Below are 15,700 nucleotides of genomic sequence, written 5' to 3' on the forward strand. Positions count from 1 at the left end.
GAACTCAGAAGTGAAACGATGCATCGCCGATGGTAGTGTGGGGTTTCCCCATGTGAGAGTAGGTCATCGTCAAGATTGAATTCCGAAACCCCTGTCTGCTAACGCAGACAGGGGTTTTGTCGTTTCAGTGCTCACAAAAGTCCGATATTCAAACCGCTTTGCGTGCCTTGCTGCTCCGACGAGCCTGCCATTTGCGCCACCAGATGTAGACGCCAGTTCCCGACAACCCTGCAATCAGAACACCCAATATCGCGATCATCACTTGCCCGGTGAAGCCTATGATCCGTCCCCCATGTATCGGCAACTGCAATCGATAAAACCGCTCTCCCAATGTCCCTTCTCCTGCGATCTCCTGCCCCAGTAATCGCCCGTCAGTACCGTGGAAGAACAACCAGGATTTGCCGTGGGCCTCGGTGTCATGCTGCCCAAACCCCGCACCGTAAAAGTTGTACTCAAAGCTGTAATACACCTCGCCGATCGCCGCCGTCAGCCCCAACCTTTTCCCCTCCTGTTGTGCCCTTTCGTATGCCTGTTGATAACTTAATCGGGTGATCCCCAGCTCTTCGGCAGGCATTCGTCCTCGCGCCTCATACACGCTCGGTTCAATCGGAGAAAACAGCGACACCGCGGGTTTGAAGACCTGGCTCGGCAGGTTCATCGCCACACTGCTGACGGCTATCGGCAGCAATAACAACCACAGCCACAAGCCCCCCGCCCGGTGCAGATCGAAGTTGAGTCGATAGGCATGCCCACCCTTGATCTTCCAGGCGTTCGACCACTTCTTCCAGAACGGTTTACCCCTCGGCAACGTCAGCCAGAGGGCGATGAAGCAATCGATTACCCAGGCGATGGCCACCAACCCCATCAACAGCAAACCCCAGTTGCCGGGCAGTGTCAGGTTGTAGTGAAACTCGAGAATGAACGGAACAAAGTTCTCACGCTGAAAGCAGCATTCGCCCCAATAACGCTGGCCTTTCTGCTCGCCACTGACAGGGTCGAGGTAGAACACCTGGTTGCGTTCTTTATACGGTTCGCCCGTCGCGGGATCATTTCGCGGAACCGCCGCCAGCAATGCCGTGTGGCCTGCCTCATTCGGGTACTCCATGTACCAGACCTGCAACTTCGGATGGGCCGATTGCACCACATCAACCAGCTCACCTGGCGGCAGACGCTCCCCCTCGGCCGAGGCCGCGTAAAACTCCGGATTCAACCACTCATCCAGCTCATGGTTGAACGCCAGAATGCTCCCCGTGATCCCGGCCAGCAGCAGAAAAACCGCCGTGGCCAATCCGATATACCGGTGCAATAAAACCAGAAACGAACGCATGAAAATTCCCCACAGATACGACAAAGCCAGCCCCTGAAATCAGGGGCTGGCTTTTCTATGCACAAGACAAAGGCTTAGAACTGGTAACTGACCGTCGCGGCGACGTTGCGCTCTTCGCCCATGTAGCAGAAGTCCAGACTGGCGCAGGAGGCTACGTAGGATTCGTTGGTCAGATTGTTCGCATTCAGGCGTACGTCGACACCCTTCAGACCGACCTTGCCGAGGTCATAGCCAATCGATGCGTCGAACAATGTGTAGGACGGCACTTTCATGGTGTTCTCTGCATCCGCCCAGCTATAGCCGACATAACGCACACCACCGCCCAGTCGCAGCCCGTCGAGTGCCGCGCTGTCGAACTTGTAGTCCGCCCACAGCGATGCCATATGTCGTGGCGCCTGGGTTGGCGAGTTGCCCTTGTTCTCGATCAAATTGGTCGGTGTGCTCAAGGTGCTGGTCATCGACTTCGAGTATTCAATGTCGGTGAAGGTGTAGCTGCCGAGGACTTTCAGGTTGTCGGTCAGCTGCATGTGCGCTTCCAGTTCCAGACCCTGAGAACGGACAGCGCCTACAGCGCGATAGAAGTTTTCCTGCGGCAGGTTGGTCGCCAGGTTCTCCTGATCAATGTGGAACAAGGAGGCGGTGAACAGATTGTCGGTACCCGGCGGCTGATACTTCAGGCCTGCTTCCCACTGTGTACCGTCAGTCGGTGCGAGAGGATTGCCGGCGCTGTCCGCGTAGGAATTCGGATTGAACGACTCGGAATAGCTGACGTACGGCGCGAGGCCGTTATCGAACAGATACAGTGCGCCGGCGCGACCGGTGAGCTTGGTGCGTCGATCGTTGATCTCGGTGCCGACCGGACGGCCCGCTTCGGCGATGCGGTTTTCGTCGGAGGTTTCCACCCAGTCCTGACGCAGGCCCAGCGAGAAGCGCCACTTGTCCATCTCGATCAGGTCTTGCAGGTAAACGCCGGTCTGCTCCAGGCGCCGCAGATAGCTGGTCTCGCCGTATGGCGTAATAGCCGAATTGCCATACACCGGGTTGAATGCGTTGATCGGCGCCAGGCCGCCACTGGTCCAGTCGACCACGGTTTTGCGTCGTTGATAATCCGCGCCCATCAGCACTGTGTGCTTGGTCACGCCGGTGAAAAATTCCGCCTGGAGCATGTTGTCGACGATGAACGCGTGCAGACGTTCATCACCGCCGGTGTAGTAGCGATTCAATTCGTTGCTGGTCGGCGACGTCCAGCCATAGGCGTACACCTGATCCATGTTCACTTTGGAGTCGAGGTAGCGGAAATTCTGCCGCGCGGTGAAGACGTCGTTGAAGCGGTGTTCGAACTGGTAACCGAACGACTGCTGATCACGGGAGTAACCATCGATGCCCGGCTCGCCTTCGAAGAAATGCGGCGAAATGCGATTGCCGTTGCGTTGATGAATCGTGCCGTCGGCCGGCACGCCACCGTGATAGCCGCCGTACGGGTCATGCTGCAGATACGCTTGCAGGGTCAGCGAGGTGTCTTCGCTGAAGTCGATGCTGACGGTCGGCGCTAGGGCGAAGCGCTTTTCCTTGTTGTGGTCGAACTGCGTGTCGGACTGATCCGTTAATCCGATCAGACGATAGGCGATGCGTTTGTCGTCATCGACCGGTCCGCTGAAGTCAAAACCGACACCGCGCTGGCCCTGAGTGCCGACGGTGGCTTGAACCTGGTGATAGGCCTCGTACAGCGGCTTCTTGCTGGTCAGCGCCACCAGACCGCCCGGCGAGCTGCGGCCGTAGAGCACCGACGACGGGCCCTTCAGGATATCGACACGCTCGAGGAAATACGGATCGACCTGCATGGTGCTGTAGGTGCCGCTGTCGCCCATCGACTTGAGGCCGTCGAGGTAGATGTTATCCACCGAACCGTCGTTGAAGCCGCGCATCGCCACGTAGTCGTAACGGTGCGTGGCGCCGTAAGGGTTGGTCAGCACGCCGGGGGTGTAACGCATGGCCTGGGACACGGTTTGCGAGCCTTGGTCATCCATTTGCTCACGGGTAACCACGGACACGCTTTGCGAAGTTTCCAGCAGCGCGGTACTGGTCTTGGTGGCGATCTGACTGTGCGTCGCGTTATAACCGTCCATGCTGCCCAGCGCGTTACCGAGGGCGAAGCCTTTGATGTCGGTGGTCGGCAGAGACAGTGCTTCGGTTTCTGCGACGGAGCGCAACACATAGCTGCTGCCATCCTGGCTGACCGCCTCCAGGCCCGTGCCTCCGAGCAAGTGGCTAAGGGCTTGATCGGTCGAATACTCGCCCTGCACGCCGGGTGACTGCCGGCCTTGGGTTTGCTGCGGCGTCATCGACAACGTGATGCCCGCCTGGCGCGCGAACTGGTTGAGCGCATCGCCCAGCGGCCCGGCGGCGACGTTGTAGCGGTGGCTGCTGACCTCGCTGGCATTGGCCGCCATGCTCAGGCTCGGCAACACGCCAACGCCCAGGGCGGTAGAGAACAGCGCCGCCCGAACGGCGTGACGCAACAGGCCCGATTCGGCAGAGAAATTCAGAGGGTTCTTACAGGTAACGCGCGCAGTCATTGTAGGTTTCCGTAGGCAGTCGCGAAGGCTGAGTTGAAGTGCTTACTGACTAAGCCGGACTTGCCGCGAAAACCCGCCAAAATAATTTCAGGCCACAGACTCCAGCGTCACCCACCAACGGGTGCGGTAGCGCAATTGCACCGGCAGGGTCTGCGGCAGGATCGCCAGCAGCTTGTCGGTGTCCTCAAGACGGAACACGCCGGACAGACGCAAATCCGCAATATTCGACGCACAGCTCAGAAAGCCCTGACGATACCGACCGACTTCGTTGAGGAAGTCACCCAGCCGCATGTTGCGGGTCACGATCAGCTCGTCGACCCAGGCACCGGCGTCCATGTCCAACGGCGGCGCCGGGCGAATTTGATGGTGGTCGATCAAGTAGCTCTGACCGGCGATTGCTTCCGTCGAGTTGCCGGCGGAGTGAATCGCGACCCGGCCACTGGTGACGCTCATGCGCGTGCATCCATCTTCCTGGCGCAGAATGAATCGCGCCTTGAACGGCTCGTAACTGCCATGACGACTCTGCACCCGCAGCGGTCGGTCAAATGGCGCACCTTCATCGGCACCGCCACAGGTGATGATGATTTCGCCACGGGTCAGTTTGATCAGCCGTTGCTGGGCGGTGTAATCGAGATCCACGCTGCTGGCGGTGTTGAGCTCGATCCGCGTGCCGTCCGGCAGCTGGAAGCCACGGCGCTCGCCGGTGGCGGTGGCGTAGTCGGCGCTCCACTGTTGCCAGGCGGAAGTGTCTTTGGCCAACCATCCCGCCGAGCCCATCAGCAGCGCGCCGGACAACAGCTTCAGTGCCTGACGTCGACCCAACCCCTGCGCACTGTTTTCCAGCGTATTGAACGCCACCTGCGCACCGGGCACGGCGCGCAGATTGTGGGTCAGTTCAGCTTGTAGAGACTGCACCCGTTGCCAGGCCAGTTCGTGATCATGGTGTTCGGCGCGCCATTGTTCGCACTGGCGATTCAGGCGCGGATTGCCATGGTTGTTGCGCAGACGCAGGAGCCAGTGAATGGCCTGTCGGACGACCTGTTGCGGTGGCTCGGCGCGTCGGCCGAGCGAGAGGTTATCCACCGGCATCAGTTTTCGTACCGCAACACGTAGCAGTGAAACAGCGCGTCGGCGACGTAGCGTTCTACCGAGCGCAGGGACAGGCCCATCTGCTCGGCGATCTGCTTGTGGGTCAAACCTTCGCACTGAGCCAGCAGAAACGCCTGACGCACTTTCGGCTTCAAGCCTTCAAGCATGCGGGCGATGCCTTCGAGCAGTTCGATCACCAAGGCACGGGATTCGGCACTCGGGGTTTCGGCTTCAGGCAAATGGGCGATGGTTTCCAGATAGGCGCGTTCAATTTCTTCACGGCGCCAATGATCGATCACCAAACCCCGGGCAACCGTGCGCAAGAATGCGCGAGGTGCCTTGAGTTCCAGACGCTCGGTGCGTTGCAGCAAACGCACGAAGGTGTCCTGAGCCAGATCCGCCGCATCGGCGGCATTGCCCAGCCGCGCGCGCAACCAGCCGTTGAGCCAGCCGTGATGACTACTGTAAAGCGCCTGTACTGCAAACTCAGGAGAGGACATGAACGCGACAGCCCGAACGTCACAAATGATAATTAGTCTCATTGTCATCAAGGGTTACAGAATTTGCAACCGGCGCTGCAAAACAGTCATCAAAAATTGACAGGCGAACGCTCTGGCACGCCGTTCGGCGGGAATCTGGCAGAAATGTCGTCCATTTCCCACAAAGCCCTAAGTTTTCTCCTAAGCGTGCCGACAGACTGGTGAGACATGCGTGCACCAAAGTAGAGCAGTCGTCAGAACGCTGCCTGCGCTGTACATGGAATGTTGCATCCGGAACGCATCCCCACTTTTCGCATAAGAAGTCCCATGAAATGAATCTCAAGTTCAGCCATAAAATCCTGCTGGCCGCCTCGGGCGTTGTGGTCCTGGCGTTCGCGCTGTTCACTTTGTACAACGACTATCTGCAGCGAAACACCATTCGCCAGAACCTCCAGTCCTCGGTCCAACAGGCCGGCGACCTGACCGCGAGCAGTGTGCAGAACTGGATGAGCGGGCGGATTCTGGTACTGGAAAACCTCGCACAAAACGTCGCTCATCAAGGCAAGAACGCCGACTTCCCGGGGCTGGTCGATCAACCGGCCTTCACCTCGAACTTCCAGTTCACCTACGTCGGCCAGGCCAACGGTGTGTTCACCCAGCGCCCTGACGCGAAGATGCCGGACGGCTACGATCCGCGTCAGCGCCCTTGGTACAAGCAGGCCGTGGCCGCTGACCAGACCATGCTGACCCCGCCATACATGGCCGCCGTTGGCGGTCTGGTGGTGACCATCGCCATGCCGGTGAAAAAGAACGGCGAGCTGCTCGGCGTCGTGGGCGGTGACCTGAGCCTGGAAACTCTGGTGAAGATCATCAACTCGGTGGACTTCGGTGGCCTGGGCCACGCGTTCCTGGTCAGCGGGGACGGTCAGGTGATCGTCAGCCCGGACAAAGACCAGGTGATGAAAAACCTCAAGGACATCTACCCGAACGCCGATGTGCGCATCCAGAAGGGCAACCAGAACGTGGTGCTCAACGGTCAGGAGCGCATCCTGTCGTTCACCCCGGTCGCAGGTCTGCCGAATGCCGAGTGGTACATCGGTCTGTCGATCGATCGCGACAAGGCCTACGCCGCACTCAGCCAGTTCCGTACCTCGGCACTGATCGCAATGTTCGTTGCTGTCGGCGCGATTGCGGTGTTCCTGAGCCTGTTGATCACCGTGCTGATGCGTCCGCTGATCACCATGGGCCGTGCGATGCAGGACATCGCTCAGGGTGAAGGCGACCTGACTCGCCGTCTGGTAGTGGAAAGCAAGGACGAGTTCGGTGAGCTGGGCAGTTCGTTCAACCAGTTCGTGGAGCGGATTCACGCGTCCATTTCCGAAGTGTCTTCCGCGACTCGCCACGTACACGACCTGTCGCAACGGGTGATGGCATCGTCCAACGCCTCGATCATCGGTTCCGACGAACAAAGCGCTCGCACCAACAGCGTCGCTGCGGCGATCAATCAACTGGGTGCCGCCACCCAGGAAATCGCCCGCAACGCCGCCGATGCCTCGCAACACGCCAGCGGCGCGAGCGAGCAGGCCGATGACGGTCGTCAGGTGGTCGAGCAGACGATTCAGGCGATGACCGAGCTGTCGCAGAAGATCAGCCTGTCGTGCACCCAGATCGAAACCCTGAACGCGAGCACCGACAACATCGGCCACATTCTCGACGTGATCAAAGGCATCTCCCAGCAGACCAACCTGCTGGCGCTCAACGCGGCCATCGAAGCGGCCCGTGCCGGTGAAGCCGGACGCGGTTTTGCGGTGGTGGCGGACGAGGTGCGTAACCTCGCTCACCGCACCCAGGAATCGGCGGAAGAGATCCACAAGATGATCACTTCGCTGCAGGTCGGTTCCCGTGAAGCGGTGACCACCATGAACGCCAGTCAGGCGTCCAGCGAGGAAACCGTTGAAGTGGCGAACCAGGCCGGTCTGCGTCTGGTCAGCGTGACCCAGCGCATCGGTGAAATCGACGGCATGAACCAGTCGGTGGCAGCGGCTACCGAAGAGCAGACTGCCGTGGTGGAAACCCTCAACGTCGACGTCAACCAGATCAACCTGCTGAACCAGCAGAGCGTGGCCAACCTCAATGAAACGTTGAAGGATTGCGATGCGTTGTCGCAGCAGGCCAACCGTTTGAAACAACTGGTCGACAGCTTCAAGATCTGATCGCTAGCGGTCAAAAAACAGCCCGCTGCGGAGTGATCCACAGCGGGCTTTTTCATGCCTTACACAAACAGCTTCTGCACATTGCCCATCGCATCATCGGCGAACCCCTGCACGAAATCCTTGAACCCCGGCAGTGCCTCTGGGCCGCCGCTGGCCGGTTCGGCAATGATCGTCCAGGTCGCCCGCGACTTGCCCGCGCCCAGCGATTCCACATTCATCGCCGCCCACAGATTGGCCACGCCCAGCGTGTTGTAGATCGTGGTCCAGGTCATGCTCAGCGCCTGGTCGTCCCGGGAGTTGAGTTGCTCGACCACCACGTTGCCATCCTTGAAGAACTTCTTGCGCAGCGAAGACACGCCTTCGCCGGTCATTTCGATGTGCGACAGGGCCGGAATGAAGCGGTCGAAACCGTCGAATTTGCCGACCACCGCCCACACTTGTCTGGCGTCCACCGGCACTTCCACCGAAGACACGACGTGGCAGCCGTGAGGATTCTTGATCAGGGTGTCGGGTTGCAGATTGCTCATGGTGTTGCTCCTTGGTGGTTGAGTCAGATGAAGTTGATTTCTTTCAGGTAGTCGCAGCCGCGACGCAGCAGCGCCGGAGATTTCTCCGGGTAGTGCGCGCCCATCTGCTGTACGCCGGCCTGGGCGTTGGCGTGGCCGATCAGGGAGATGTCGCCGATGTCTTCCTCGAAGCCGTTGAGGTAGAAACCGAGCACGCCGAACAGCGCGTTGTCGGCATCGACCCGGCCCAGTTGCTGCTGCCAGTCGGCGACGCTGACCAGTGAAAACTCGCTGCCGGTTTCGCGGAACGACGCAACGTAGGCGTCCCAGCTCAGAGGCTCCGGGTTGTGCAGGTTGAACACCGCTCGTTCGGCCGAATAACGGCTGGCGTGGAAGGCGATGAACCGGGCGAGAAAATCCACCGGCATCAGGTCGAAATTCAGCGCGAAGGCCGGCACCTGCCCGAGCTGGATCGAGCCCTTGAGCATCAGCATCAAGCGGTTCTTGTGCGGCTGGCAGACGCCGCTGAGGCTGTTGAAACTGATGTTGCCGGGCCGATACAGATTGACCCGCACCCCACGCTCCCGCGCCCGTTCGAGGATGCGTTCACCGACCCATTTCGACAGGTTGTAGCCGTTGCGGATGTAGATCGGCGGCGTCGGTGCGGCGGGCAGTTCCAGCACCCGGCCTGCGTCGTCGACGGTGCTGGAGGCCGACAGCGTCGAGACGAAATTGAACACCTTCTTGCTGCGCCCTTCGCACAGCCGCAGCAGTTCGAAAATCGGCTCGACGTTGTCCGCCGCCAGCGACTCGTAATCGAGCACGTGATTGACGTTGGCCGCGTTGTGCACCAGCGCGCCGAACTCGCGATCCAGTCGCTCGAAATCGTCATCGGCCAAGCCCAGTTGCGGCCGGCTGATGTCCGCCGAATAGACCCGCACCCGACTCAGGTCCAGATGCTCCAGGCGGTTCTCTCGCAGCGATTGGGCAAAGCGCTGCGCCGCCGTTTGCCCGCCGCCGTCGCGCACCAGACACGCCACCTCGCTGGCGCCCCATCCCAGCAGCGCCTCGACGATGTGCACGCCAACAAAACTGTTGGCGCCGGTGACGATCACCTTGTGCACATCGCCCATGCGGCTGATCGGCAACGGCTCGATGTCCAGCGCTCGCTCGGCGTCGGCCATCGCCTGGGCGCTGAGCACCGCGCTGTCATCGGTGCCGCGTACCAGAGTGGCGAGCTTGGCGATGGTCGGCAGTTCAATGAAGCGGTTGATCGAAATACTGCGACCGAACTCCTCCCGTAGACGCAGGAGCATGCGCGACAGCAGAATCGAGTGACCGCCGAGATTGAAGAAGCTTTCGTCGGTGGAAATGTCGCTGGTCGGCAGCTCCAGCAACTCACCCCAGATCTCCAGCAGCAGCGCTTCGTCGGCGTTGGCCGGCAGGCATTTCGGGCCGCTGTCCTGCACGCTGACCGGCAGCTCCAGCAAGGCCTTGCGGTCGACTTTGCCATTGGCGGCGAACGGCATGTTCGGCAGTTCCGTCCATGCCACCGGTTGCATGTAGTCGGGCAAAAACTGCTGTGCGTGTGCCTTCAACGACTCACGCGCGGCATCCGATTGCGGCTGCGCAAGGAACGCCAGAATCCGCCGCTGACTGTCGATCACCACCGCGATCTGCCGATACAGCTGACTCTCGCGCAGGCAGCGTTCGATCTCTTCCGGCTCGACCCGGAAGCCGCGGATCTTTACCTGATTGTCGCGGCGTCCGCACAGCTCGATACCATCCTCGCCCCACTTGGCCATGTCGCCGCTGCGGTAGGCGCGCAGACGCTGGCCGTCCGGCAACTCCAGATCCAGATAGCGTTCGGCGGTCTGCTGTGGATTGTTCAGGTAACCCAGGCATACACCGGGGCCGACGATGAACAATTCGCCCACCGTTTGCTCAGGCACCGGTTGCAGATCGTCATCGAGGATCAGCACCTGACTGTTGGCAATCGGCCCGCCGAGGGTGCGATTGCTGTCGCCCGGTTGCAGTTGTCGCGCGGTGATCAGCACCGTGGCTTCGGTCGGGCCGTAGAGGTTATGCAGCTTGCCTTGGCGCGTCAGCTGCTCGATCACGAACGGCTCGCAGACGTCGCCGCCGGTCATGATTTGCCCGACGCTTTGCAGTTGCTCCAGCGGCAGGATGCTCAACAGCGCCGGCGGCAGGAACGCGTGGGTCAGTTGCCGACGGCGAATCAGCGCCACCAGTTGCAGCGGATCACGCCGCTGGTTGTCGTCGGGCACCACCAGTTCTGCGCCTTCGAGCAGGGTCGGGAAGATGTCGATCAGCGACGAGTCGAAACTCAGCGACGAGAACTGCAACACCCGGCTCTCGGCGCGCAACTGCACGTAATCGGCGTACCACGCGGTGAAGTGCGCGAGGTTCGCCTGACTCAGCAGCACACCTTTCGGATGCCCGGTAGTACCCGAGGTGTAGAGCGCCATGCACGGCGCATCGAGCTCGGGCCGACGACGCATCAACGGTTGCGACAGATCGGCGTCGGTGCGGTCGATGCGACAGACATCCAGCCCTGGCATCGAACCGCTCAGCGGATGTTCGCCGTCGTGCAGCAGCAACAGCGCCCCGGCGTTTTCCAGAATGTACTGCTGGCGCTGAAGTGGATGGCTCGGCTCCAGCGGCAGGTACACCGCGCCGCTGCCGAGAATCGCCAGGATCGAAGCAAACAGTGCATCGCATTTCGGCAGGCAAATCCCGACTACCCACGGTTGCGGTTGTGTCTCCAGCATTGCCAACAAGCGTTGCTGGATCGCCCGGCTGTGATCATGCAACTGGCGATAGCTGATCGACTGCTCGGCGAGGTGCAGCGCCGGGCGTTCCGCGTGCTCGATCAGGCTCCGTTGCAGCCGCTCGATCACCGGGATCTGCGCCTGTTGCAGCAACGCCGAGTTGGCCGTGGCATTGAAGCGATGGACATAAGCCAGGCTGTCGAGAAACAGCAGGTTTTCCACCTGCTCGAAGTCCGGCGCACGGGCCGTCGTCGCATGCTGGAAATACTCGGCATCGCGGGAAAAGCGGCTGACCAGTAGCGCCACTTCGTCCACCACCTGCGCCAGTGTTCGCTGGCGCAGGGCCTGACCGTTGCCGGACGGTTCGTCGGCGATGGGCACGCGGCTCAGCAGTGTCGAGTTGCACAGGCACAGCAGATCGAGCACCGGCAGATCGCCGGAGCCCGTTGCACCGATGCCCAGACGCAAGGTCAGGTGCGGTGTCACGCCGTGATCCTGCGGCGCAATGCTGCCGTCATCGATCACCAGATCCACCGACGGAGCAGTCTCTGTCAGCAATGAATGACCGTGTTGTTCGAGCTCCTGCGCCAGGTCGGTCAAGACTTGGCTGCGGCCCCTCAGCAAAATATCGAGACGTCTCATGTCAGCCTCCTTGTCAAACCAGGTAGTCGCGCAGGGCGTGCTGCACGCACGGTGTGTCGAGCAGCGAGCTGTTGTGGAAAAACCGCACGATGTTGCCCACCAGCGGGTGATGGCGATTGATCGGGAAGGCCAGCCCGGCCATCTCGTCTTTCAGGGTGCGGCGGGTGGCATCGTTGACCGGCAAGGCGTCGATCAGGCGCAGGTCGAAGGACTTCTGGATGTCATTGGTCAGGTAATGGCCGATGAACACCGGCAGGATCTGCGCGATGCATTCGCGATCCGCATCGCTCGCGGTGTGCCAGTAGATGCGCACCATCCGCGCCCAGAAACTCGAGTGCCGGCCCTCGTCGAGCAAGTGATCAGCCATCAGGCCCTTGATCGACGGCTTGACCGTGTCGTCCCGGGCGAATGCCGCGACATCGCCGGTCACGGTGTTTTCGGCGATGGCCACGCAGATCAGTTCCACGGCGCTGCGCAGGTGTGGCGGAGCCAGTTCGACGGCGGCCGGAATCGCCCGGCTCAGTTCGATTTCATTCGGCAGCTCGATCGGCTCGATGCCGGTCATGGCCACCGTCTGTTGCATGAAATCCATCGCCACCAGCGCGTGGTAATCCTCGTCCACCACCACGGTCATGGCGTCGTAACGACAGGCGAACGGGAAGGGCACGGCGAAGCGATTCTTGGCGATGCTGCGGGCGGTCTTGTCGACGATCTCGGTTTCGAAAATCACCACGTCGTTGATGAATTTGTACAGCGTCTGCACCAGGGCGAAATCACGCTGTTCCGGGCATTCGCGCAGGAAGGTTTCGCTGAGCACCAAGGGCTGGCGGCTGAGCGGATAGATCAGCCGCGCGTCGTCCTCCAGCACGCGGCGTGGCCGGGTGCGAATGGTCGCGCGGCTTTCCCAGGCGTCGGCGAAAGACTGGTAGTCGGCGGCGTTCATTGGGCCACCTCCGCCAGCGGCTCACGCATGCTCAGACGCAGGCCGTCCCACAGGGCGATGCGGCTTTCCACGGCGGCGATGGCGCTGGCGTAGACTTCGGCTTCGCGCTGCGGATCGCCGTCCACCAGCCGGTCCAGCAGTTGCTCGGCGGCCGGGCCGTGGTCTTCGGAGTCGACCTCGATGTGTCGCTCCAGGTAGTAACGGAAGGTCGGCGCCTGTTCGACGCCGATGCCCCAGGCATCGAGCATGCGCTGGAACATGGTCGGGATCACGCTCTCGCGACCGTGAAGGAATGCGGCGGCAACGCTGTGACCGGGTGCATGCAGTGCGGTGTGCAAGGTGTCACGGACGAACCGCGCAGCGGCCGGATCGACCTCGACGCTTTGCAGGGCGACGTCGTAACTCACGCCTTCCTGTTGCAGCGTCACGAAGCGCTCCACCGCTGTCGTGTCCGCACCGACTTCGCGCATCGCATCGAGGTACAGTTCGAAGTGACTGTAATGCCCGTGTGGCAGCCGGTCGTCAGATTCTTCCCCGAGCACGATTTCATTGATCAGTCTTGCTGCGTGCGGATCCCGTGGCGGCAACCACGGCAGACGCGTGCAAGTCAGTTCCTGCTGCAGGCGCTTGGTCAGCGACATGAAGTCCCAGACCGCAAATACATGGGACTCCATGAATCGGCGCAATGTCGTCAAAGAATCGATTTCGGAGAAGATCGGATGAACGCTGAGTTCGGCTTTCTTTAGTGTAAGTTGCTCTTTAGTTGGCATGGTTGCGAGACTCTGGCTAATAGGGAAGTAAGGACTGCTCAATCAATCGCTAATAACGTTGAACAAGTTTCTCCAGGCGAACGACAGCCTCATTCGGTTTCGATGAAAGCAGGCAATGTCTGAAGGGCCCAAAACTACAGCGGACGGTCAAGCCGTCGCAATCAAGGCCGTACTGCAAGGTTGTGCCGGGCTTGTCATTTCGGATCCAAACTCGGCGAAGAAAAACTAATACATCGCAAAACAACTTAACAAGTTTATTTTTAATTATTTTTAGTTGGCTGTTTTTGAAGTATGAGTGGGTCTGATAAAACTTATAAGTTAAGTTTTATTTGGGCGTAGTTGCTCCTTTCGGCGTTTAATGGCCAAAATTGAACGACAAGAGTGAATGCCTCACTCGAAGCAACTTTCCAATTGAGTAATTGAATGAATATGAGGGGATGAAGTCGGGCTGTAACGGCGCCGTTTCTTCCTGTTCCCGTGACAAGGCTCCTTCCGTAGGTTCCTGGTGCGGGGACTGCTGCCGGGGCGGCGCGTCCCCGTTCTATATTGGGTTGGCGGTCCAAGGGTGCGCGTAAATCAGCGCCGCGGCTATCGTCGAAAATGACTTCCTTGCGGTGCAAATTCCGGGCTGTTCAAAGCAGGGGGAGGTTAGAGCGCAGGCGTCGATGTGCCACGGCAAATGACCGTGACCGGTGGGGGGATTTGTAAGCGGGTTATTCGCCGGGTGAGTGGAGGCTCACCCGGGAGGGAGAATTCAGCGTGCTGCTTTGCGGCTTTGGCCGGCTGAGCTGGCTAGGTAACGGGTGATCACCTCGACACCGCGATTGAGGTGTTGCTCCAGCAGTGTCACGGCGTGCGGGGTGTCACGCTCTTTCACGGCCTGCAACAACGCGCGGTGATCGTCCTGGGAGAGTTTGCCCAGGCCCATGGCCTCGAGGTTGAAGCGCAGGAAGCGTTCTTCTTCATTCAGGCCGTCTTCCACCAGTCGCAACAGCCGGCCATTGGGCGCCTTGCTGTAGAGCGCCATGTGAAACAGACGGTTGAGCCGGCCGATTTCGGTGTAGTCGTGTTCGTTTTCCAGTTCTTCGATGTAGCCGGCCGCGCGTTCGTGATCGGCCGGGGTCAGCAGCGGGATCGACTGGCGCAGCGCTTCTGACTCCAGCAGGATGCGCAGCTCATAGGTTTGCGTTGCATCGCCCTGAATCAGCGGCGCCACCACGGCGCCCTTGTGGGCAATCACGCTGAGCAGGCCCTGAGCCTCAAGTTGGCGCAAGGCTTCGCGCACCGGCATGCGGCTGACACCGAACAGGTCGGCCAGGTCCTGCTGGCGCACGGCGGTGCCGCAGGGCAGGCGCCCGTCGAGAATCGCGGCGCGCAGGGTTTCTTCGATGACCGAGCGCGCCAGATGCGCGGGAATCGGGCCGTCGACTTTGATGCTGTGGAGTGGCTTGGGCTTCTGGGTCACAACTGCACACCCTATGACTGCGGATTTGGATCCAAAGGACACTAGTGATTGCTCTACAGGTTGTCAAACCGTGTAGAAGAACCCTGTCACATCTGAAGTTTAGCGCGCCAGCGATGATCTCAGGGTGCCATTGTTTTTTGCTGGGCTAACCTTCACCATCAAGCGCTTTCCTCTCTGCCCTGGATGCCTTGCATTGGCGGTACGTTTCGCGTTCCCACGGATCGCGCGCTGGCTTGCCTGCGCGCTGCTGCTGGCCGGCATCATGCTGGGCGGCCTGCATGCCGATTGGGATTTTTCCGCGATCAGCCGCAAGGCCACGGCGCTGTACGGGCCGTTGGGTGCCGGGCAACAGCGGATCGATGCCTGGCAGAATCTGCTGGCCACGCAGAAGCAGGTCAGCGAGATGGAAAAGCTTAAAGTGGTGAACCTGTTTTTCAACAAACAGATGCGCTACGTCGAAGACATCGATCTGTGGCACGAGGTCGACTATTGGGAAACCCCTATCGAAGCCTTGTGGAAAGGCGCCGGCGACTGCGAAGACTATGCGATCGCCAAGTATTTCAGCCTGCGCCACCTCGGTGTGGCCAGTGACAAGTTGCGCATCACCTACGTCAAGGCGCTGCGCCAGAACCGCGCGCACATGGTCCTGACTTACTATTCCAGCCCTGACGCCATGCCGCTGGTGCTCGACAGCCTGATCGACCCGATCAAGCCGGCCGCCGAGCGAACCGATTTGCTGCCGGTCTACTCTTTCAATGCCGAAGGGTTGTACCTGCCGGGCGCCAAGGGCAACAAGAAGGTCGGTGACACCAAGCGTCTGTCACGCTGGCAGGATGTGTTGAAGAAAATGCAGGCCGAAGGATTTCCGGTCGAGACGACTAACTAGGAGCACGCGCTC

11 protein-coding genes are annotated in these 15,700 nt (G+C 60.3%); 2 read left to right on the forward strand and 9 right to left on the reverse strand.

Annotation, left to right across the window (positions count from 1 at the left end; all coding sequences use genetic code 11):
* Positions 1 to 148: 148 nt before the first annotated feature.
* From C1X29_RS16025 to C1X29_RS16040, 4 genes are all read right to left on the reverse strand, one after another.
* Positions 149 to 1,327 (reverse strand): PepSY domain-containing protein, encoded by a 1,179-nt coding sequence (locus tag C1X29_RS16025; protein WP_102717880.1) that lies wholly within the window; start codon positions 1,325 to 1,327, stop codon positions 149 to 151.
* A gap of 74 nt (positions 1,328 to 1,401) precedes the next feature.
* Positions 1,402 to 3,903 (reverse strand): TonB-dependent siderophore receptor, encoded by a 2,502-nt coding sequence (locus C1X29_RS16030; RefSeq protein WP_102717881.1) that lies wholly within the window; start codon positions 3,901 to 3,903, stop codon positions 1,402 to 1,404.
* 87 nt (positions 3,904 to 3,990) lie between these two features.
* The gene (locus C1X29_RS16035) at positions 3,991 to 4,992 is read right to left on the reverse strand and encodes a FecR domain-containing protein (protein ID WP_102717882.1); all 1,002 of its coding nucleotides are present in this window, start codon (positions 4,990 to 4,992) and stop codon (positions 3,991 to 3,993) included.
* Complete coding sequence (locus C1X29_RS16040) at positions 4,992 to 5,492, reverse strand: sigma-70 family RNA polymerase sigma factor (protein WP_085748543.1); 501 nt, start codon at positions 5,490 to 5,492, stop codon at positions 4,992 to 4,994. The genes C1X29_RS16035 and C1X29_RS16040 overlap by 1 nt, the downstream gene beginning before the upstream one ends.
* Positions 5,493 to 5,803: 311 nt before the next feature.
* Between C1X29_RS16040 and C1X29_RS16045 the strand changes: the two genes are divergently transcribed.
* A complete protein-coding gene (locus C1X29_RS16045) occupies positions 5,804 to 7,684 on the forward strand; it encodes a methyl-accepting chemotaxis protein (RefSeq protein ID WP_102688636.1) in 1,881 nt (626 codons plus the stop codon).
* A gap of 59 nt (positions 7,685 to 7,743) precedes the next feature.
* Here C1X29_RS16045 and C1X29_RS16050 read toward each other — a convergent pair whose 3' ends face one another.
* From C1X29_RS16050 to C1X29_RS16070, 5 genes are all read right to left on the reverse strand, one after another.
* Complete coding sequence (locus C1X29_RS16050) at positions 7,744 to 8,211, reverse strand: SRPBCC family protein (protein ID WP_102688635.1); 468 nt, start codon at positions 8,209 to 8,211, stop codon at positions 7,744 to 7,746.
* A gap of 23 nt (positions 8,212 to 8,234) precedes the next feature.
* Positions 8,235 to 11,624: a non-ribosomal peptide synthetase gene (locus C1X29_RS16055; protein ID WP_102717883.1), complete on the reverse strand. Its 3,390-nt coding sequence runs from the start codon at positions 11,622 to 11,624 to the stop codon at positions 8,235 to 8,237.
* A 13-nt stretch (positions 11,625 to 11,637) separates the two neighbouring features.
* Positions 11,638 to 12,567, reverse strand: coding sequence for a diiron oxygenase (locus tag C1X29_RS16060; protein WP_102717884.1), 930 nt, complete (start codon positions 12,565 to 12,567; stop codon positions 11,638 to 11,640).
* Positions 12,564 to 13,337, reverse strand: coding sequence for a DUF3050 domain-containing protein (locus C1X29_RS16065; protein WP_102688632.1), 774 nt, complete (start codon positions 13,335 to 13,337; stop codon positions 12,564 to 12,566). The genes C1X29_RS16060 and C1X29_RS16065 overlap by 4 nt, the downstream gene beginning before the upstream one ends.
* 754 nt (positions 13,338 to 14,091) lie before the next feature.
* On the reverse strand, positions 14,092 to 14,802 hold the full coding sequence (locus tag C1X29_RS16070) for a GntR family transcriptional regulator (protein ID WP_085748538.1): 711 nt from the start codon (positions 14,800 to 14,802) through the stop codon (positions 14,092 to 14,094).
* Positions 14,803 to 14,995: 193 nt separating this feature from the next.
* Between C1X29_RS16070 and lapG the strand changes: the two genes are divergently transcribed.
* Entirely contained in the window at positions 14,996 to 15,688 is a 693-nt protein-coding gene (gene lapG, locus C1X29_RS16075; RefSeq protein WP_085748537.1) for a cysteine protease LapG, read from the forward strand.
* The last annotated feature ends 12 nt before the right edge of the window (positions 15,689 to 15,700 follow it).

This window comes from Pseudomonas sp. GW456-12-10-14-LB2 (assembly GCF_002884345.1).
GTDB classification, from domain to species: domain Bacteria; phylum Pseudomonadota; class Gammaproteobacteria; order Pseudomonadales; family Pseudomonadaceae; genus Aquipseudomonas; species Aquipseudomonas paraglycinae.